Annotated in this window: 14 protein-coding genes and 4 tRNA genes; 12 read left to right on the top strand and 6 right to left on the bottom strand. The window is 46.8% G+C overall.

All coding sequences use genetic code 11. From position 1 onward, the window contains the following. Position 1: 1 nt before the first annotated feature. The 7 genes from tolB (at position 2) to KO533_RS02805 (ending at position 3281) form a co-directional block, all read left to right on the top strand. The gene (tolB, locus tag KO533_RS02835; RefSeq protein WP_028760347.1) at positions 2–1330 is read left to right on the top strand and encodes a Tol-Pal system beta propeller repeat protein TolB; all 1329 of its coding nucleotides are present in this window, start codon (positions 2–4) and stop codon (positions 1328–1330) included. A 46-nt stretch (positions 1331–1376) separates the two neighbouring features. Beyond that, the gene (gene pal, locus KO533_RS02830; protein WP_028760346.1) at positions 1377–1910 is read left to right on the top strand and encodes a peptidoglycan-associated lipoprotein Pal; all 534 of its coding nucleotides are present in this window, start codon (positions 1377–1379) and stop codon (positions 1908–1910) included. Positions 1911–1934: 24 nt separating this feature from the next. Further along, positions 1935–2681, top strand: coding sequence for a tol-pal system protein YbgF (ybgF, locus tag KO533_RS02825; protein WP_028760345.1), 747 nt, complete (start codon positions 1935–1937; stop codon positions 2679–2681). 142 nt (positions 2682–2823) lie between these two features. Further along, a tRNA-Lys gene (locus tag KO533_RS02820) sits at positions 2824–2899 on the top strand. Between the two features lie 58 nt (positions 2900–2957). Next, a tRNA-Lys gene (locus KO533_RS02815) sits at positions 2958–3033 on the top strand. A 37-nt stretch (positions 3034–3070) separates the two neighbouring features. Then, positions 3071–3146 (top strand) — tRNA-Lys (locus KO533_RS02810). A 59-nt stretch (positions 3147–3205) separates the two neighbouring features. Further along, positions 3206–3281 (top strand) — tRNA-Lys (locus KO533_RS02805). A gap of 377 nt (positions 3282–3658) precedes the next feature. Here the strand turns inward: KO533_RS02805 and KO533_RS02800 are convergent. The 3 genes from KO533_RS02800 to acs form a co-directional block, all read right to left on the bottom strand. Then, positions 3659–3919: a GrxA family glutaredoxin gene (locus tag KO533_RS02800; protein WP_028760344.1), complete on the bottom strand. Its 261-nt coding sequence runs from the start codon at positions 3917–3919 to the stop codon at positions 3659–3661. Between the two features lie 60 nt (positions 3920–3979). Then, positions 3980–5734, bottom strand: coding sequence for a DEAD/DEAH box helicase (locus tag KO533_RS02795; RefSeq protein ID WP_219252785.1), 1755 nt, complete (start codon positions 5732–5734; stop codon positions 3980–3982). A 222-nt stretch (positions 5735–5956) separates the two neighbouring features. Further along, the gene (gene acs, locus KO533_RS02790; protein WP_219252783.1) at positions 5957–7909 is read right to left on the bottom strand and encodes an acetate--CoA ligase; all 1953 of its coding nucleotides are present in this window, start codon (positions 7907–7909) and stop codon (positions 5957–5959) included. A 174-nt stretch (positions 7910–8083) separates the two neighbouring features. Between acs and KO533_RS02785 the strand changes: the two genes are divergently transcribed. Beyond that, positions 8084–11524, top strand: coding sequence for a PAS domain-containing hybrid sensor histidine kinase/response regulator (locus tag KO533_RS02785; protein ID WP_219252782.1), 3441 nt, complete (start codon positions 8084–8086; stop codon positions 11522–11524). A 141-nt stretch (positions 11525–11665) separates the two neighbouring features. Here the strand turns inward: KO533_RS02785 and KO533_RS02780 are convergent, their stop codons facing one another. Both KO533_RS02780 and bioA read right to left on the bottom strand, forming a co-directional pair. Continuing rightward, positions 11666–13267: a methyl-accepting chemotaxis protein gene (locus tag KO533_RS02780; protein WP_219252780.1), complete on the bottom strand. Its 1602-nt coding sequence runs from the start codon at positions 13265–13267 to the stop codon at positions 11666–11668. A 379-nt stretch (positions 13268–13646) separates the two neighbouring features. Beyond that, positions 13647–15002, bottom strand: a complete 1356-nt coding sequence (gene bioA, locus KO533_RS02775; RefSeq protein WP_219252779.1) for an adenosylmethionine--8-amino-7-oxononanoate transaminase — start codon at positions 15000–15002, stop codon at positions 13647–13649. 122 nt (positions 15003–15124) lie between these two features. Here bioA and bioB point away from each other — a divergent pair, with 122 nt between their 5' ends. From bioB to bioD, 4 genes are all read left to right on the top strand, one after another. Then, complete coding sequence (bioB, locus tag KO533_RS02770; protein ID WP_028760338.1) at positions 15125–16177, top strand: biotin synthase BioB; 1053 nt, start codon at positions 15125–15127, stop codon at positions 16175–16177. A 152-nt stretch (positions 16178–16329) separates the two neighbouring features. Further along, entirely contained in the window at positions 16330–17562 is a 1233-nt protein-coding gene (locus tag KO533_RS02765; RefSeq protein WP_219252778.1) for an 8-amino-7-oxononanoate synthase, read from the top strand. A gap of 64 nt (positions 17563–17626) precedes the next feature. Next, complete coding sequence (locus KO533_RS02760; RefSeq protein WP_219252777.1) at positions 17627–18586, top strand: methyltransferase domain-containing protein; 960 nt, start codon at positions 17627–17629, stop codon at positions 18584–18586. A gap of 166 nt (positions 18587–18752) precedes the next feature. Further along, positions 18753–19493 carry a dethiobiotin synthase gene (gene bioD, locus KO533_RS02755; RefSeq protein ID WP_105252838.1) on the top strand — a complete coding sequence of 247 codons (741 nt, stop codon included), beginning with the start codon at positions 18753–18755 and terminating at the stop codon, positions 19491–19493. 152 nt (positions 19494–19645) lie between these two features. Here the strand turns inward: bioD and KO533_RS02750 are convergent, their stop codons facing one another. Then, complete coding sequence (locus KO533_RS02750; RefSeq protein ID WP_219252776.1) at positions 19646–19927, bottom strand: HU family DNA-binding protein; 282 nt, start codon at positions 19925–19927, stop codon at positions 19646–19648. Positions 19928–20094 lie beyond the last annotated feature (167 nt).

Raw genomic sequence — 20094 nt, 5'->3', positions numbered from 1 at the left:
CATGAAAATATTGGCAAAATGGTTAGCACTGGCAGTTCTGCTGTGCACCACCCCCGCGAAAGCGGCATTGGATATTGTGATCACAGAAGGTGTTGACGCAGCGCGTCCCATCGCTGTGATGCCTTTTGTATGGCAAGGTCCTGGCGCACCGCCACAAGCGATTGCTGATGTGGTGATGTCTGACTTAGCTCGTAGCGGTACCTTTAAACCTTTAGACGAGCTCGGACTACCTCAGCGTAATATTGGTGCTTTGGCTCAGTTTCAACCTAGTTCATGGTCTAGCGTTGGCGCAGAAGCTGTGGTGTTAGGTACTGTGAAACCTTACGGAACCGATCAGTATTTGGTGAGCTTTGATTTAATCGATTTAGTTAAAGCACAAAACCAAGCATTGAAAGGCTCTGTCAGTGCTACAGAATTTTTGATGGACAGTCGCCAAACTGTGATTTCAGCAGCGCAATTTCGTCAATATGGTCATAGAATTAGCGATATCGTCTATGAAAAGTTAACCGGTATTCGCGGTGCATTCTTAACGCGGATCTCCTACGTCGTGGTCAATCATACTCAAAAAGCACCTTATCAGTTGATGGTTGCGGACTATGATGGTTTTAACGAGCAAATGTTACTGCGCTCACCTGAGCCATTAATGTCACCTACTTGGTCGCCTGATGGACGTCGTTTGGCGTATGTTAGCTTTGAAAATAAAAAAGCAGAGATTTTCGTACAAGACCTTTATACCCAAGTGCGCACTAAAGTGAGCTCTTTCCCAGGTATTAATGGTGCGCCGGCTTTCTCTCCTGATGGTAAATCTTTGGCTGTGACGCTGTCTAAGGACGGTCAGCCTGAGATCTATGTTATCGATATTGCGACAAAAGCGATTAAGCGTATTACCAATCACTATGCTATCGATACTGAACCATCATGGTATCCTGATGGGAAGTCGTTGATTTTCACCTCTGAACGTGGTGGTAGACCGCAAATTTATCGCGTAGAGTTAAGTTCAGGTAAAGTGAGTCGTGAAACATTTGAAGGTGAATGGAACCTTGGCGGTTCAATTACGCCAGATGGACGTAGTATGATTTTTGTTAACCGTACTAACGGTAAGTTTAATATTGCGCGTATGGACTTAAATACGCGTTTTATGCAGGTGCTAACCTCTACACGCTTGGATGAATCCCCAAGTGTGGCGCCTAATGGTACTATGGTCATATATGGCACTACACACCAAGGTAAGCAAGTATTAGCAGCTGTTTCTACGGATGGACGCTTTAAAGCGAGATTACCCGTGGGTCAAGGCGAGGTGAAATCACCTTCTTGGTCTCCGTTTCTCTAATGTTATACCTTGATTTAATCACATTTAATTTTATAAGGAACACGTAATGGATCTGAATAAGTTGTTAAAAGCTATGTTGGTAGCACTTCCAATTATGGCTATTAGTGCATGTAGCTCAACTTCAGAATCAGAAACTGATGCAATGGGCTCAACAAACGGTTCAGGTAGCGAACTGAATGGTGGCATTCAAACTGGTGGTGTGGGTGCTATGTTGTCATCTGAAGAGCAGCAACGTCAGCAGTTAGAAGAGTTGAGAAAAGAACACATCATTTACTTCGATTTCGACCGCAGTGAAGTTCAAACTGAATTCGCCGCTGTATTAGAAGCTCATGGTACTTACTTAGTTGAGCACCCAAGTGTGCGCGTACTGATTGAAGGTCATGCGGACGAGCGTGGCACTCCTGAGTACAACATTGCTCTGGGCGAACGTCGTGCTAAAGCCGTTGCTAAATACCTACAAGGTATGGGTGTGCAGCCAAGCCAAATGAGCGTAGTCAGCTATGGCGAAGAAAAACCACTTGATTTTTCTCGCACTGATGAAGGTTTTGGCAAAAACCGTCGTGCAGTTTTAGTTTACTAAGATTGAATCTCGGAGAGTAACACAATGAAACGTGCCGTCTTAATTACGGCAATGTTCCTTGGTGCGGGCGCTGCAGTTGCAGCGCCTGCTCCTGTGGAAGATATTGCTGGTGGTTCGGGTGATGACAGACTTGCTCGTATCGAACGTATTGTAAAATCGAGACAACAAAGTGAGCTCGAGATGCAACGTCGTCTTGATACACTGCAGCAGGAAGTTCTCGATTTACGCGGTTTAACCGAACAACAGAATTATCAGATTGAGCAGATGCAAGAGCGTCAGCGTCAGTTATATGATGAGCTTGCTAATTTATCCTCAAAGGCATCTGCCGCACCTGCAGCTGCAGCGACATCAATCCCCTCTGTGGTATCGACCAATGCTGCCGCAAGTAGTTTAAGTGAAACTGCAAGTTATGAAAATGCCGTTAACTTAGTCTTAAAAGAGCGTAAGTATGACGATGCCATTCCTGCCTTCCGTGCTTTTATCAAACAATACCCAGACTCTGTGTATGCCGCGAATGCGAACTATTGGTTAGGACAGCTATTATTTAATAAGAGCGAATTTGCAGAAGCTAAACAAGCCTTCAAAACTGTGGTTGATCGTTTTAGTGATTCTAATAAACGTGGCGATAGTTTAGTGAAGCTTGGCATGATCGCCGAGAAAACCGGTGATAAAGCTGGTGCGATGCAATACTACCAACAAGTTGTCAAAGATTACGCAAACAGCGCCGCAGCACGCATTGCACAGCAGCAACTGGCTGCAATTAAAGCGTAATTAACTAAAAAACATACTCTTAGTCTGTTTTTCATGCAAACGACAAAAATTTGGGAATTTGCGCTTGCATGAGAAGATGAAAAAGGTATTATAGGCGCCCTCAGAGCGGCGAGGTCGTTCGGGGCGTGAAATACCAGTAAATGGGTCGTTAGCTCAGTCGGTAGAGCAGTTGGCTTTTAACCAATTGGTCGAAGGTTCGAATCCTTCACGACCCACCACTTACTCTAATGAATAGAATAAGTTAGTGGTATTTAATGAGATAGTCAGTAGTACAATGGGTCGTTAGCTCAGTCGGTAGAGCAGTTGGCTTTTAACCAATTGGTCGAAGGTTCGAATCCTTCACGACCCACCACTTTACTGAAAGTGCATAAATCAGCGCAACACCAGATGGGTCGTTAGCTCAGTCGGTAGAGCAGTTGGCTTTTAACCAATTGGTCGAAGGTTCGAATCCTTCACGACCCACCACTTATTATTCGCATTGTTGATGCCAAAATAAGTGAACATTTTTATCGTAATACCTAGATGGGTCGTTAGCTCAGTCGGTAGAGCAGTTGGCTTTTAACCAATTGGTCGAAGGTTCGAATCCTTCACGACCCACCACTTATTTCTTCAGCTGTATCTCTCTCGAATTTCCTCCTGAATGTCCCACGTTAAACTCCAATACTGAGTACAGAATTTAATACCTTCGTTTTACTTCTTCCACTGCAAATATTTTTCTAACATAATTATTGGCATTAGCAAGTTCGACTAATGCTGCATCTTTAAAAAGAAACGTATCTTGAGTTTGGTGATTATATTAAAGCTGACATTATGTGCAGTGATGATGACAATGGTGCGCTGGATTCAAGGGGGCTTTTTAGGCAGTTTTGTACCGAGCACTATTTATGGAAAGCTCTAATCCCACTGGGTTGTGATAAAGACTAAAAAGGAGACCTTAGGTCTCCTTTTGCATTAAGCGGATCACATATCTATAGCGCTTAATCTAACAGATTGTTTTCACGAACATATTGCTCGAAATCTGTGCACCCACCGATGTGCTTCTCATCGACAAAAATCTGCGGTACTGTTTCAACTGGCTTACCGACAGTTTTTTCTAAATCTGCTTTAGAGATGCCTTCTGCATGGATATCGACATATCTGAACTTAAAGTCATCACGTTTTTCAACGAGTTGCTCAGATAATTGCACAGCACGAACGCAATAAGGACAGCCTGGACGGCCAAAAATAACAACGAACATAATAGCTCCTTAGGATTACTTTAGTCGTTTTATACCATAGGCCTAAGTGAATTGATAATGTCAGCCACGTTTATTTTCAGTTTGATAGCGACCTTGATAATCAAAATAGCTTTCGAGCAGATCCCAGCCTTTTTTATGTTTCTTCAGCAGCAAGAGATCGGGCATGCGGAATTTATCCGCGTCGCTGATTAACTCTGTCACCTTAGTGTATTTTTTCGGTTTTAATCCCGGTGTACGGCTATGGGGAAAGATGAATAAGGCATATAGGGCTCGCCACTGGGCCGGTGTTTGTAATTTAAAGCGGCGATTGAATTTATTACCGTCGATATCGAGGTACTGCACTTTCAGATTGCCGTCATCGTCGATGAGGCTCATATGCTGGCAGCGGAATAAATGATGGTGCTGCAGGCTGAGCACTTGGCGTAGGCGTTTATCGGGATCGATGAGGGTCGATTGGCAGTGCTGGCAAATGCGTGCCGCGATATCATTCTCTTCGCCGCAATCAGGGCAAGATTTAGATCTAAATCGAAAGTCGCACTGCAGCTTTTTACCTTGCTGTTCGACTATGCCCTGACAGCGGCGACCAAAGTGTTCGATAATGTCGCCATCGTCGTCTGTGAGTCCCCAGAATATATTGGCAAAATCGCATACAGGGCAATGCACTTGCACGGGTACCGATTTACTGTTGGGTTTAGCTTGGCCGACCTCGGGGAAATACAAGTCATAACCATTGGCTGCATAGTCGATGATAAGACAATCTTTTTTGCCTTCAGCGATTCGCAATCCACGGCCGATCATTTGCTGAAACAGACTGACTGAGGCGGTAGGGCGCAAAATTGCAATCAAATCCACATGGGGCGCGTCGAAGCCTGTCGTCAACACAGCCACGTTGACCAAAAACTTCAGCTCTTGGGCTTTAAAGCGTTCAATCATCGCGTCACGTTCATTGTCGTGCGTTTGTGCTGTGATAATGGCACTTTGTGCAGCGTGAGCTTGGTTGAGTATGCCAAAAATCTCATTGGCGTGACGTACCGTTGCCGCAAAAATGATAATGCCTTTTCTATGTTGGCTCAGTTCAATGAGTTGTTTCACAATCGCAGTGGTCGCGCGGCCGTAATGTCCCAGTAAATCGTTAACCTCGGCTTCGGCATATTCGCCATTCTCGTTTGCTTTAAGTTGGCTGAAGTCGTACTGGGCACTTAGGCCATCAAACAGGGTTGGCGCCGTGAGGTAACCTTGCTTAATGAGCGGCCTGATGGGTAGCTCGAACACACAATGTTCGAACACGGCATGTTCAGGAGACCCCACTTTGCCGTGATAGTGATGCTGATAAATCCAGCCAGTGCCAAGGCGATAGGGCGTGGCGGTGAGACCGAGCAATCTTAATTGGGGATTTTTCGTGCGTAAATGCTTGAGTACTTGCTGATATTGGCTGGTTTTTTCTAGGCTGACTCTGTGGCATTCATCAATAATGACTAACGAGAACGGCTGATCGAACTGCGTTAATCCCCGCGCTGCCGATTGAATACTGGCAACGACGGTTTTTCCGTCGGTGGCTTTTTGATTGAGTCCCGCCGCATAGATACTGGCTTGTGCTGTGAGGAGGCCGACTTTCTCGGCATTTTGCGCAACTAATTCTTTCACATGGGTGAGCACTAAGACTCTGCCTTTGGCGATGCGTGCCAGTTCGGCGATCACTATGCTTTTGCCGGCGCCTGTGGGCAATACAAGTACGGCGGAAGCTTGGCTTTGCCTAAAATGGGCGATGGCGGCATTAACCGCTTGTTGTTGATAGTCTCTGAGTTTGACTGACACGCTGATAAAAAATCTATGCTGAATAAAAGTGAGGTCGCAAGCTTAACATAACAGGCAAAAAAAATGCCCCTGGTTGGAGGGGCAAGCTAGAGAAAGGAGCAATCACACACACTCTCTCAACAGGATTCACTTTTAACCTGAGGTTTAAAAAGGGAGGTTCAGGTTACACTTAGCCTATTGGGCATAGACTAAGCGTTGTGGACGTTGTTCGTCACTCGGATATTACTCAGTACGATTCAAGCGTGATTCAATCAAGGTCTCGATCACCGCTGGATCGGCCAAGGTTGATGCATCCCCTAAGTTGGTCACTTCGTTAGCGGCAATCTTACGCAGGAAGCGGCGCATAATCTTGCCTGAACGTGTCTTAGGTAAGCCCGTCGCCCATTGGATGAGATCTGGGGTTGCCAGCGCACCAATTTCTTTACGGACCCATTGACGCAGCTCTTGACGTAGCTCTTCGGTTTCTTCAGTGCCGCGGGTTAGCGTGACATACGCATAAATACCTTGGCCTTTAATATCATGTGGGTAGCCAACTACTGCAGCCTCGGCAACCAGTTCATGTGATACCAGCGCACTTTCAACCTCTGCTGTACCTAATCTGTGGCCGGATACGTTGATTACGTCATCAACGCGGCCAGTGATCCAGTAGTAACCATCTTCATCGCGGCGTGCACCGTCACCGGTAAAATACATGCCGCGGAAGGTTTTAAAGTAGGTCAGTACAAATCGTTCGTGGTCGCCATACACAGTACGCATTTGGCCCGGCCAAGAATCGAGTAACACTAAGTTACCTTCGTTCTCACCTTCTAAAATATTCCCCATGTTATCCACTAAGGCGGGTTGAACGCCAAAGAACGGACGGGTAGCTGAGCCAGGTTTAGTATCGGTCGCGCCTGGCAGTGGCGTGATCAAAATGCCGCCCGTTTCAGTTTGCCACCAAGTATCGACGATAGGGCAATGCTCATGACCTATGACCTCATGGTACCAACGCCATGCTTCTGGGTTGATAGGTTCACCTACCGAGCCCATGATCCTCAAGCTGCTACCATCGAACTTATCGAAGTGTTGTTTACCTTCGGCCATCAGTGCGCGAATTAAGGTTGGCGCTGTATATAGAATGTTCACTTTATGGCGGTCAATCATTTCGCCTAAACGGGCAGGGCTTGGATGATTTGGTACACCTTCATGGATAAGCACCGTCGCACCATTGGCGAGCGGGCCGTAAACCATGTAAGAGTGGCCAGTGATCCAACCCACATCCGCGGTACACCAGTACACTTCACCCGCTTTGTAGTCGAACACATATTCATGGGTCATAGACGCATAAACCATGTAGCCGCCAGTGGTGTGCAATACGCCCTTGGGATTACCGGTTGAACCTGAGGTATAAAGCAAGAATAACGGTGCTTCGGCGTCCATTTCTTCTGGTTGGCAGTGCTCTGATGCGGTTTCCATCAGTGAATGCCACCACACATCACGGCTTTCTACCCAATCTACTTTGCCACCCGTGCGTTTAAGTACGATGACTTTTTCAACCGTAGTGACATCAGGGTGCTTTAAGGCATCATCTATGTTGCGCTTCAATGGGATAGCACGGCCACCGCGCATACCTTCATCGGAGGTAATGATGACTTTGGATTTACCGTCAATCACGCGAGAGGCGATTGAATCCGGCGAGAATCCACCAAAGACCACAGAGTGCACTGCGCCGATACGGGCACAGGCAAGCATAGCGACTGCGGCTTCTGGCACCATAGGCATGTAAATTGTGACTATATCCCCGCGGCGCACGCCTTGGCTGCGCAGTGCGTTGGCAAACTTACACACATCTGCATGTAATTCACCGTAGGTGATTTTGCGTTGTTCGCTGGCGTTATCGCCTTCCCAAATAATCGCCACGCGATCACTGTGCTCGGCTAAGTGACGGTCTAAACAGTTGGTTGAAGCATTCAGGGTGCCATCGTAAAACCAATTGATCGATAAGTTATGGTCATCAAAAGAGGTTTTTTTAATTTTGGTATAGGGTTTAATCCAATCAATACGCTTGCCGTGTTCTCTCCAGAAACCTTCAGGATTGACAATCGACTCTTGGTACATTGTTTTATATTTATCGTTGTTTACAAGTGCATTGGCAGCGATATTGCCGGAGACTTTGTAGAGAGACTGCGAGCTCATAGGGCTTCCCTTTTGAAAAATTGCGTGGACTGAGTATGGTATGCAAGGGGGCGGCAACTCCATTAGACCTTGGTCTAGTGTTAAATTTTCCTTTATATTTAGTCTGTTGCATTAAAAATCCGGCTAGATTTTAGACAGGTTTTATCGCACAATAATCAGAAAAAAGAGCAAAGTATGAATTTAACCTTAGTTGTTGCTGTTATTGCCGTCTGTTATGTCTCGCTTTTATTCCTATTGGCTTGGGGGGCGGAGCGTTGGTTTACTCAGATCACTAAAAAGCTTCAGGTCGTTATCTATGGTCTGAGCTTAGCGGTTTATTGCTCCTCGTGGAGTTTTTTAGGCACAGTTGGGCAATCGGCTAAGGATTTTTGGTCTTTCTTACCGATTTTTATCGGCCCTATTCTGATTTTTACTCTAGGTTTTGGCATGTTACGCAAGATGGTATTAGTGTCTAAGGCGCAAAATATCACCTCAGTGGCCGACTTTATTGCCGCCCGTTATGGCAAATCTCAAACTTTAGCCGCCTTAGTCACCTTAATCGCCTTGTTTGGTATCATGCCCTATATCGCCCTGCAGCTTAAGGCGATGGTGTTCAGCCTTAATTTGTTTCAACCCGCAGACGATCCCCTCGATGGCGTGACGATTCCGTTACTGATCACTTCGCTGTTAGCCATATTTGCCATTTTATTTGGTACTCGCAAACTCGATGCGACCGAGCATAATCCCGGCATGATGCTTGCGATTGCCTTTGAGTCTCTGGTGAAACTTGCCGCATTTTTGTTGGTCGGCATCGTCATCAGTTTCGGAGTGTTCGATGGTTTTGGGGATATTTGGCAGCAGGCCAATGCGCAGTCACTAATTAATTATCCCAATCCACGTATTGAAGCTTTAATGCCTGAGTTACTCGTCGGAATGGCGGCCTTTTTATGTATGCCAAGGCAGTTCCATGTAATGGTGGTGGAATGCGCCGATGAGTCCGTGTTGTCAAAAGGGCGTTGGCTGTTTCCCATTTATTTAGCACTTTTCGGTTTATTCGTTGGACCGCTCGCCTTGGCTGGGAAGCTCATCCTCGGCGATTCAGTGTCGGCCGATACCTATGTGATTAATTTGCCGCTGGCGTTAGATCAACCCTTGTTGGCTGTTATTGCTTTGCTGGGTACCTTATCTGCGGCAACGGGTATGGTCATTGTTGCTGTAGTGACTATCAGTGTGATGGTAAGTAACGAATGGCTGGTGCCAGTGATGTTACGTACAGGCCATATCCGCGAGAAAAACTTCAGTCAGTTCTCGCACCTGTTACTTAATGCCCGCCGCTTAGCCATCGTGATTATTCTGGGCTTAGGCTATGGCAGCTATTTGGCATTATCAGACAGTGATTCCTTGTCCCATTTAGGCATGTTGTCTTTTGGGGCTTTTGCCCAACTCGCGCCAGCTTTAGTCGGTGGACTCTATTGGAAACACGGCAATCGTGCTGGGGTATTTTTAGGACTCGGCGTGGGCTTTTCGCTGTGGTTCTACATCATGTTGCAGGGCATGACCGATGTGCAAAGTTCATCGGCGTTCTTGTCTAGTGTCGCGAGCGAGAAAGGCCTGCTAGATGCGATAACGCCCAATGTGCGTGATGCGCTGACGGCTCTTTTTGCCAATATCGCCTGTTATATTTTGGGTTCTATTTGGTTTAGAGCCGGTGTGGCTGAGCGTATTCAGGCCAGTGCTTTTGTGAGCCCTGGCAAATTGAAAAACAGTGCCAATAAGAAAAATGGTCCGATTTCACAGCAAGATTTACTGATACTGGCGAGTCGCTTCGTTAGCCCAACACGCGCCTACGAGAGTTTTAGCCGTTTCTCGATTGATGCGGTAAAAAGTGATAGTTGGCATAAAGCGGCGCCGCCTGAGCTGATTTCCCACACTGAACGTTTATTGGCGGGGGTGCTTGGCGCTTCAAGCGCAGCGCTAGTGATGGATTCCGTGCTGCAAGGGCGCGATTTAGCGCTGGATGAAGTCTTTAGTCTGGTCGATGAAGCCTCATCGAAAATCATGCTCAGCCAAGACATGTTGCGCGGCGCGATTGAACACGCCTATGAAGGCATGAGTGTTATCGATAACGATCTCAATCTTGTGGCATGGAATTACAAATATGTGGAGCTGTATCAATATCCCGATGGATTTTTGCAGCAGGGCATGCCGATCAGTGAAGTGATCCGCTTTAATGCGGCGCGGGGTTATTGTGGTGAAGGGGAAATAGAACAGCAGGTTGAGCAGCGGGTGCAGCACATGCGTAATGGCACGCCGCACACTTCTGAGCGCCATCGCAGGGACGGTAAAGTGATAAAAATTCAGGGAAATCCTATGCCAGATGGCGGCTTTGTGATGACCTTTACCGACATTACTCAGTATCGCGAACAGGAGCGCGCGCTGCTTGAGGCCAATGAAACCTTAGAGAGCCGTGTTAACGAACGTACCTATGAATTGGCTATGTTAAACAGTGAGTTACTGGAGGCTAAAGCGCAGGAAGAAATCGCTAACGCTTCTAAGAGTCGCTTCTTGGCCGCCGTCGGCCATGATTTAATGCAGCCACTTAATGCTGCGCGATTGTTCACTGCGTCGTTATCTCAGTATCCCAATCTAGATCGTGAGGCCAGAACCACCTTATCCCATGTGAATAGCTCGCTAAAAATTGCCGGCGAGTTGCTCACCGATCTGCTGGATATTTCTAAACTCGATTCTGGCATGGTGGATGTTAATCGCCGTGACTTTGCGATTTCAGAACTGATCAATGGCTTATCCGTTGAATTTGAAGCGATGGCGGCGGATAACCAAATTCGTTTTAAGATGATCCCATGCAGCGCAACCGTTAATTCCGATCCTTCGCTGTTAAGGCGTGTCCTGCAAAACTTTTTAACGAATGCCTACCGTTATGCTCGCGGTGGCAGAGTGTTATTTGGTTGTCGTCATCGAGGTCATTACCTTGAAATCCAAGTGTTAGACACGGGTTGTGGTATTGATGAAAAAGAAACCCAAGAAATTTTCAAAGAATTTAAGCGGTTGAATAATCCTAAGAGCAACAATGTTAGCGGCTTGGGCTTAGGTCTGGCGATTGCTGATCGCATTAGTAAAGTGTTAGAACACGGTATTCAGGTTTCGTCCCATTTAGGGCGCGGCTCGGTCTTCTCCATTTGTGTTCCGCTTGGAGAAACTGTGCGTCAGCCACAAGTGAAAGCGTTACCGTCGCTGCTGCAGCCGTTATCGGGTATCAAAGTGTTGTGTATCGACAACGAAGAGGCCATTTTAGCTGGATTAGAAAGCCTATTAAGCCGCTGGCAGTGTGAGGTTATCTGTGCAAAAGATTTATCTGATGCACGCATTAAACTAGGACTGAAAGGCGTCGCGCCTGATATTGTGCTCGCGGATTACCATTTAGATGATGGCCAAAATGGCGTCGATGCGATGGACGGTATTCGTGCTCTGTATGGCAAAGATTTACCCGGCATTTTGATTACCGCCAATACCCGCAAAGAGCTGGTGGAAGATGTGCAACGCCGCGGCTATCACTATATGGCGAAAATGATAAAACCTGCCGCGCTACGTGCCTTGATTTCTAGCTTGGTAAAATAAGCTTGGTATACGTGTTCGGTAACATGAGTTTAGTGACGTCGGTACGTTTAACGAAATGCCAAGATAATCGCGTAATTTTTTATGCGGCTTATCTTGGCTAAACGGTTTGACACAGGTTTGTGGGTGTAACTAAATACATGACTAGAGTTTGAATACGGCCAGTTTATTGTTTAAATTCAGTGATAATTCGGCCAAACTTTCACTTTCTTGAGCCAAATAAGTTGCCGATTCAGAGACTTCGAGCGCTGAGTTATTAATCCCGCACACGTTTCTGTTCATGTCTTCTGCGACCACACTTTGTTCTTCTGCGGCGGTGGCGATATGGGTTGCCATGTCACTCACATGTTTTATATGAGCAACGATAAGCGATAAGTCCTTCCCCGCTTTTGCCGATTGACTCACACTGTTTTCTGCCAAAGCTCGGCTTGCATCCATTGCCTTAGCGGCGCTCACGGCCCGTTGTTGCAATAATGAAATCGTGTTTTGAATTTCTTCGGTCGATTGCCTAGTGCGACTGGCAAGTTGCCTCACTTCATCGGCGACTACAGCGAACCCTCGCCCTTGCTCGCCAGCGCGGGCGGCTTCAATTGCCGCATTCAGTGCCAGCAAGTTGGTTTGGTCTGAAATCGCGCTGATAACAGAGGTGACCTCGCTGATCTGCATGACTTCCTCTTTAAGCATATTTACTTGATCCGTCGCTTGCTCCACTTCTTTGGCAAGTGCATGAATACCATCTACGCTGGCGTGAACATCTTGGTCGCCAAGGCCAGCTTCCCAAGTGGCTTCTTTGGTATCTTTGGCTGTGCTCTCCGCATTATTCGCGACATCGGCGATAGTGGCGCTCATTTCATTCATGGCTGTGGCAAGTTGGGCGAGTTGATCCCGCTGATTATTTACCGCTTGATTGGTTTCCTCTGCAGTTGAGGCGATCCGAGCCGAGGCCTGTGCAACATTGTCAGCGCTATGACTCGCTTGAAGTAAAGTGCTACGAATGGAGTCTATGCTTTGGTTTATATTGTGGGCTAGGATGCCAAGTTCATCTTTACCATAGATTTTTAGCTGAGTCGTTAAATCACCTTTTGTGATGGCGAGCATAGCCAGATTCACATCATCCAATGGCTGAGTAATAGAGCGGCTAATGGCATAACCTAGCCAAGCCATAAGCACAATAATGACAAATGTAATGCCTCCCATGGTGAGGTATTCATTCCAAATGGTGGCTTCGATATCTTGGAGTAACATACCTGAGCCTAAGATCCAGCCCCAAGGTTTAAATCCCATGACAAGTGAGATTTTCTGCGCTGATTTGCCATTCGCCGTCGTCCAGCGGTATTCGACTAATCCTTGTTTGCCATCACGGCCGAGTTCGACCATTTCAAACCAATAATTCTCTTCGCCTCGATTACCCATTTGTTGGCCAACCAGTTCTTTTTTGATGGGATGAACGATAACGTACCTCGATTCATCAATTACAAACAAGTAGTTATCACCATCAAAACGCATGTCGTTTAACATGTCTTTAGCGGCTTGCTGTGCTTGCTCTAGGGGGAGCGATTGCGACAACGCTTGGATACGGGTGCTGGCGAGGGACAATACGGCATTAAGTCGTGCTTCACGCTCTGCCATCAGGTTGTGCTTTAGGGCTGTGACGGAAATAGTGAGTAAAATTAAGGCACCTGCGAGGGCGATAATGAGCTGTAGTGCGAGTTTTCGATTAACGGGGATGTCAGCGAGTTTGAACATATGATCTCCTTTTCTTTGTGTAGCGATTTAAGCCATTCCCTCTGCTCAAGTTGTTGTCAGCTTTTGGCGAAAGATATGTTGTGTAAAGTGAGTGATATAAGCATCGTTGGCTTTGATAAAATTTCCAGTTGGCGGATTAAATAAATGCACTAAATTACAGAGTTTTAATGGAAATTGTGAGCAATATTGCAATTGCAACCTTAGCGCGTTTATCTATCGAGAGGATGCGAGATTCGAACAAGGGAAGGGCTGCTGAGTCTGATATAAGCCAAGCAGTTCGAACCCTTAGCGCACAGTGCGCAGGGGTTCGTTTATTCGACGTTAAAGGCTTATTGAGTTGAAAGAGCGTTAAGCTAAAAGATGGTCAAGTGTTAAAGCATCAACCGTGGCTGATAAGTTGCGGCTCGAGATTTTTTGATACCGCGCTAATACCTGCTGCGACTTGCTTCATCGCACTGGTGAGTTGGCTTAATTGTGCTGAGCTAATGATATAGGGCGGCATGATATAGATAAGGTTGGCGAAGGGACGCACCCAGACGCCTAAATCGACAAATTGCTGCTGTAGCTCTGCGGTATTGACGGGTTCGTGCATCTCTAACACGCTGACAGCGCCGAGCACTCGCACATCTTTTACGCTCGGCAAATCAATCGCATCGTTAAGTTCAACGCGCATTTGCTGCTCGATAGCGGCCACTTGCGCTTGCCATTCATTGCGATTGATTAAGTCTAAGCTCGCACACGCCGCCGCGCAGGCCAGCGGGTTGCCCATAAATGTCGGCCCATGCATAAACACGCCTGCGGGAGATTGGCTTATGCCTTGGGCAACTTTATCGGTACATAGCGTTGCCGCTAGGCTGATATAACCGCCAGTCAGCGCTTTGCCTAAACATAAGATATCAGGGGTAATATGGGCGTGTTCATAAGCAAAAAGCTTGCCTGTTCGACCAAAGCCAGTGGCTATTTCATCTAAGATCAGCAGGACATCAAATTCATCACATAGGGCACGAAGACCCGTTAAATAATCTGCGCTGTAGAAACGCATACCGCCAGCGCCTTGCATTATCGGCTCTATAATCACTGCGGCAATATCATGGTGATTAATGCTTAATATGTCGCGCATTGCGGTTAAATCATCGGCTTGTAAGGCTTCGCCAAAGGCGGTTTGTGGCGCGGGCACAAATGATTGCTTGGTTACTGCATCGCCAAACATAGTGTGCATGCCGCCTTCGGGATCGCATACGCTCATCGCGGCAAAGGTATCGCCGTGGTAACCCTTCTTAACGGTAAGAATGCGTTGTTTTAGCGGTCGCTCTTCTCCATGTACACTTTGCCCTTGCCAACTCTGACCTTGCCAATATTGCAGCGCCATTTTAATTGCCACTTCGACTGAGATAGATCCAGAGTCGCACAAAAAGACCTTTGTTAGCGGTTCGCAGGTCATAGCGATAAGTTTTTTACACAGTTCAATGGCGGGTTCATGGGTGATACCGCCAAACATCACATGGCTCAGTTGATGCAACTGTTTTTCCATCGCAGTTAATATCTCGGGATGTGCATAGCCGTGCACACAGGCCCACCACGAGCTAGTGCCATCGACCAACTTGCGGCCATCAACTAATTCCAATTCACAGCCTTTGGCGCTGTGTACACCAAAAACAGGAAGAGATCGGGTCATTGAGGTGTAAGGATGCCAAATATGGGCGCTATCAAAGTCAAAATCGAGTAAATTGCGCATAAATGCTCACTTCTTTGATTATAAAGTAGCCATTAGTAAACTTGGTTCACTGGTTGGCGTTGACAGTTTAAGGGCTGAGGTTATCCTAGCCAAGATAAAAAACAGAATAAAAAGGGTGTTCAATGTCGCAGTTGCAAGTTCGTCATGATTGGAAGCGGGAAGAAATCGAAGCCTTATTTGCGCTGCCGATGAATGACTTATTATTTAAAGCACACAGTATTCACCGTGAGGTATACGATCCTAATGAAGTGCAAATTAGCCGTTTATTATCGATTAAAACCGGTGCTTGCCCTGAGGATTGTAAATATTGCCCGCAGAGTGCTCGCTATGACACAGGTCTAGAGAAAGAGCGTTTGCTGGCAATGGAAACTGTGCTGACCGAGGCGCGCAGTGCTAAAGCCGCGGGTGCCTCTCGTTTCTGCATGGGCGCTGCTTGGCGTAATCCAAAAGAAAAAGACATGCCGTACCTTAAACAAATGGTGCAAGAAGTTAAAGCCTTAGGTATGGAAACCTGTATGACGCTTGGCATGCTTTCTGAAGATCAAGCGAACGATTTAGCCAGTGCTGGCTTAGATTATTACAACCATAATTTAGATACTTCGCCTGAATATTACGGCGATGTGATCACGACACGTACCTATCAAAATCGTTTAGATACACTGACACATGTGCGCGCTTCTGGCATGAAAGTGTGCTCGGGCGGGATTGTCGGCATGGGTGAAAAGGCGACGGATCGCGCAGGCTTACTACAACAGCTGGCTAATTTACCGCAGCATCCTGATTCAGTGCCTATCAATATGTTAGTTAAAGTGGCGGGCACGCCGTTTGAGAAGCTTGACGACCTCGACCCACTCGAATTTGTGCGTACTATCGCCGTAGCGCGTATTTTAATGCCGCTTTCCCGTGTACGGTTATCGGCAGGCCGCGAAAATATGAGTGATGAGCTGCAGGCCATGTGTTTCTTTGCTGGCGCTAACTCGATTTTCTATGGTTGTAAATTGCTGACCACACCAAACCCAGAAGAAAGCGATGATATGGGGCTATTTCGACGTTTAGGCTTACGTCCCGAGCAGGGCGCAGCGGCAAAACTGGAAGAAGAAAGTGCTGTTTTAGCAAAAGCCGCGGCCTATCAAGATAAGTCATCGGCACAATTCTATGACGCGGGTGCTTTGTAATACTGCTGAGCGCATGTTGTCCGACAAACAGGTCGAATAGCCTGTAAACCTTGTTGGCTGCAGCCTATTTTGATTGCGGCCGATAGCTTTATTGGCCGCACTCCATTTTTCAAGCAAGCATTTTTAAGACAATCATTCTTGAGGCTAAATCGATGAGTTCTCTGCTCGAGATGAAAATTGCCGACCGTCAGCAAGCCTTACGTGAGCAAGGTTTATTACGGCAACGTAAAATGCTGAGTGTTGATCACAGCTTTGATGTTAACGCACCCACTTCGAGCCCGCGCTTTGTGTTCGAAGGGCGATCCTATGTTAATTTTAGCAGTAATGATTATTTAGGCTTATCCCGCGTTCCTGAGTTGGTTGAAGCGCTGCACCTTGGCGCGCAGACCTACGGTGTGGGTAGCGGCGCATCGCCCTTAGTGACAGGGTACAGTGATGCGCATGTCACACTTGAACGTGAACTCTGCGCCTTAACGGGGCATGAAGCGGGATTACTATTCTGCTCGGGCTTTAGTGCCAATACGGCGTTAATGAAAACCTTGTTTGATCAGCAAGATACTGTGATTGCCGATAAACTTGTGCACGCCTCAATTATTGATGGTTTACAAGATAGTGGCGCGCAGCTTAAACGTTTTTTACACAATTCGCTTGAGAGCGCTGAGCGGCTTCTGACTCGAAATCACGCATCGGCGTTAATCACAGAAAGCGTGTTTAGCATGGACGGGGATTGTGCGCCGATCACGCAGTTATCGGCGCTTTGTCGTCAACAGAATACTTGGTTGATTGTTGATGATGCCCATGGTTTTGCGGTGCTCGATGGCTATCAAAATAGTGATGTAAGAGATAAAGCCGCCAAGCTTATCGATGTGCAAGTGGTGACCTTTGGCAAGGCATTAGGTTGCCAAGGCGCAGCGGTTTTGGGGAGTCAGGCGCTGATCGACTTTTTGGTCAGTAATGCCCGCGAATATATTTATTCGACCGCCTTATCGCCCGCCAATGCCGCATTAGCGTTAGCCGCGACTCGGTACTGCACTGCACATCCTGAGTTACAGCAGAAACTGCTTGAGAATATTTCGCTATTCAAACAGTTATGCCTCGATGCTGCCGTGCCCCTTTTAGGTTCGGATACCGCAATTCAGCCGTTGATCATTGGCGATGCGCAGCAAACCCTGCAAGTCGCAGAAGCGTTAAGAGCAGCGGGCATTTGGGGTGGGGCGATTCGCCCGCCGACGGTGCCTGTAGGGTCGGCGCGGTTACGCATTACCTTAACGGCGACCCATACCGCTGAAGATATTGCTGCTTGTGTTGAGCAATTAGCCCAAGTGCTCAGTTGTGTTGGTATTCCGCTTGTCAGTGAACGAGAATCTGCCGATGAGTACAGATAAATGTACCCTATAGATCGCGTTATTTTATTGAATGTTAAGTTTTTATGGTTGAGTGTTAGTTAAAATGCCAAGCCTGATAAAGTCTAGTGATCCAAGCTGTAGTGAGTTTGCTCATGAGTCAAACAAGTTTATAGCTTGCGATCTTAAGCTGAGTGAGCTTAATGCGGGCGTTTCTTATGGGGGCGTTCTCGCGGGGACTGTGTCCAATGTGCACGGGACTCAAATTGCTGAACGTTTTTCCGCAGCGGCCCATAGTTACCAAGATCATAATCAATTACAACGCCTGAGCGCTGCCAGTTTACTCAGTGAGTTTTCGGCAGCAGGTTATCTGTTAGACATAGGGGCAGGCCCTGGCACGGATTTTTCTGCGTACCATAGTGTGTCTCAACCAGCGGATCTCTCTACGCAAAATTCATCCACAACTGTATTTGCCGTGGATATTGCCCTTGGCATGCTACAAAAGCTAAAACAGTCTTATCCCGATTATCTCGGCGTATGTGCCGATGCGCAGTGTTTACCTTTTACCAATGGCTGCATGGATGTTATTTACTCTAATCTAGCCCTGCAATGGTGTGCTGATTTTCCTGCTGCGGTAGCCGAAATGGCGCGGGTACTTAAGCCGAACGGCGAGTGTCATTTGAGCCTAGTAGCGCAGGGGAGTTTGAATCAATTAGCTGAATTAGGGTTAAGAGTGAATGACTTTTCGACGCTGGAGGTGCTAAAAGCTGCATTTAAACTCGATACATGGCAATTACTTGAAGTGCGACTCGTCCCTATGACAGTGTATTTTGACACTCTTAAGGCACTACTCTATTCAATTAAAGGTGTGGGGGCTTCTGTACATGTCGCCAGTTCAACAACTCGGGTTTCAGGTTCAACAGTGAGTGCTTCAGAATTCACTCCACGGCTGCGTGGTCGTCAAGATTGGCAGGCCATGCAGGCCAAAGCTGAATCGCTACGTTTACCCCAAGGTTTGCCTTTAACCTATCAGATAGTTCAAATACGTGCACGGCGCAGGTTTTAAAGTTCACATATTATGCCTTTAGTCATGGCATTATCAATTAGCACTAATATCTAGAAAACGTTGGATTTTTAACATTACGTATAGAGATCGTTAGCTATATGGACATTTAGCTTATGGAGAGTGGGCTTAACAAAGCACAACTCATAGCAACAGATAAGGATCTAATATGTATTTTGTAACAGGTACAGATACCGATAGCGGTAAGACTTTGGTTTCGGCGGCATTATTAACCGCTGTGAATCGTTTAGGGCTCATAGCCAATGCTGACTCCGCTGTGAGTATTCTTGCAGCCAACACTATGTTGACTTTAGGTGTTAAACCCATCGCCTCGGGCTGCGCGCAAACCTCTGAAGGATTGCGCAATGCCGATGCGTTACAGCTGATGACGTCATCATCATTAAAACTGGCTTATCCACTCATCAATCCTTTTTCCTTCGAACCTGCGATTGCACCGCACATTGCCGCTGCCCAAGTGGGCGTGAGTTTAGCGCCTGAAGCTATCATTGAAAGTTTAGATTTAGTGGCATTTGCTCAAGCGGATTTTTGCTTGATTGAGGGCGCGGGAGGCTGGCGTTTACCCTTAGGTGATGGTAGGTATCTTTCGGAAGTCGTACAGAGATTAGAACTGCCAGTGATACTCGTGGTTGGCATGAAACTCGGCTGCTTAAATCATGCATTGCTGACTCAAGAGGCGATATTGGCCGATGGGCTTAAGATTGCAGGCTGGGTTGCTAATCGTGTCGATCCGAACATGAGTATGTTTGAGGAGAATCTGACGAGCCTTAAAGAGATGATGACAGCACCTTTCCTCGGTTGTGTGCCATTTCTCGAGGATCCAAGTGCTGAAAATGCTGCTGACTATGTCGATATTGCGCCACTTTATCAAGGTGAGGAGAGCAATACTTAGCGACTACTTAATTGTTTAAGACTTTCCCCTAAGCGGAACGGTTATTTTTCTTTTGATAAAAAATGAGCCTCAAATTATGTTGAGGCTCATTTCTATCAAGGCTGCTGACTAATATTCGCAAAATCTCGCAAAATAGTGCCTGCACATTGAAGCTAAGCGCCGCTATTGATTTGCTGCTTCAATGCGGTTGAGGCTTTAAAGCTGGGCTGATTGTAACCGTCGATTTCTATGGCTTCGCCCGTTTGTGGATTACGCCCCGTTTTAGCGACATGGTATCTGAGTTCAAAGGTGCCAAATTGTGGCAGGAAAATTTTCTCGCCTTCGCTCAAGGCGACGTGGATCTGTTGCAGTATCTGCTCAACCACAGGTTTAGTGCTCGCTTGCGATGCATTGAGCTCGGTGGCAATACGTTGGATAAGTTGTGCTTTGTTCATAGAAACCTCTGAAGTCAGCTTAGGTTCAATCGAAGGGGAGTTATAACAAGCTCGTCCCGAGATTGAAAGCCATAGCAAGCTCTGCGCGGTTGATTGGTGTTTTATTGACAGGCTTGTGAAGCTTTTGGTGATTGTGTGTTGCTAAAGTAAGTACAAGTTTGTCGGAT

Source organism: Shewanella sp. NKUCC05_KAH, from assembly GCF_019345585.1.
In the GTDB taxonomy this organism is placed as follows: domain Bacteria; phylum Pseudomonadota; class Gammaproteobacteria; order Enterobacterales; family Shewanellaceae; genus Shewanella; species Shewanella oncorhynchi.
This window is presented reverse-complemented; position numbering and strand designations above follow the sequence as displayed.

Bases quoted from the DNA above. Each gene is read 5' to 3' on its own strand.
- tolB (WP_028760347.1), top strand. From the start codon at position 2: ATGAAAATATTGGCAAAATGGTTAGCACTGGCAGTTCTGCTGTGCACC.
- pal (WP_028760346.1), top strand. From the start codon at position 1,377: ATGGATCTGAATAAGTTGTTAAAAGCTATGTTGGTAGCACTTCCAATT.
- ybgF (WP_028760345.1), top strand. From the start codon at position 1,935: ATGAAACGTGCCGTCTTAATTACGGCAATGTTCCTTGGTGCGGGCGCT.
- KO533_RS02800 (WP_028760344.1), bottom strand. From the start codon at position 3,919: ATGTTCGTTGTTATTTTTGGCCGTCCAGGCTGTCCTTATTGCGTTCGT.
- acs (WP_219252783.1), bottom strand. From the start codon at position 7,909: ATGAGCTCGCAGTCTCTCTACAAAGTCTCCGGCAATATCGCTGCCAAT.
- KO533_RS02785 (WP_219252782.1), top strand. From the start codon at position 8,084: ATGAATTTAACCTTAGTTGTTGCTGTTATTGCCGTCTGTTATGTCTCG.
- KO533_RS02780 (WP_219252780.1), bottom strand. From the start codon at position 13,267: ATGTTCAAACTCGCTGACATCCCCGTTAATCGAAAACTCGCACTACAG.
- bioA (WP_219252779.1), bottom strand. From the start codon at position 15,002: ATGCGCAATTTACTCGATTTTGACTTTGATAGCGCCCATATTTGGCAT.
- bioB (WP_028760338.1), top strand. From the start codon at position 15,125: ATGTCGCAGTTGCAAGTTCGTCATGATTGGAAGCGGGAAGAAATCGAA.
- KO533_RS02765 (WP_219252778.1), top strand. From the start codon at position 16,330: ATGAGTTCTCTGCTCGAGATGAAAATTGCCGACCGTCAGCAAGCCTTA.
- KO533_RS02760 (WP_219252777.1), top strand. From the start codon at position 17,627: ATGCCAAGCCTGATAAAGTCTAGTGATCCAAGCTGTAGTGAGTTTGCT.
- bioD (WP_105252838.1), top strand. From the start codon at position 18,753: ATGTATTTTGTAACAGGTACAGATACCGATAGCGGTAAGACTTTGGTT.
- KO533_RS02750 (WP_219252776.1), bottom strand. From the start codon at position 19,927: ATGAACAAAGCACAACTTATCCAACGTATTGCCACCGAGCTCAATGCA.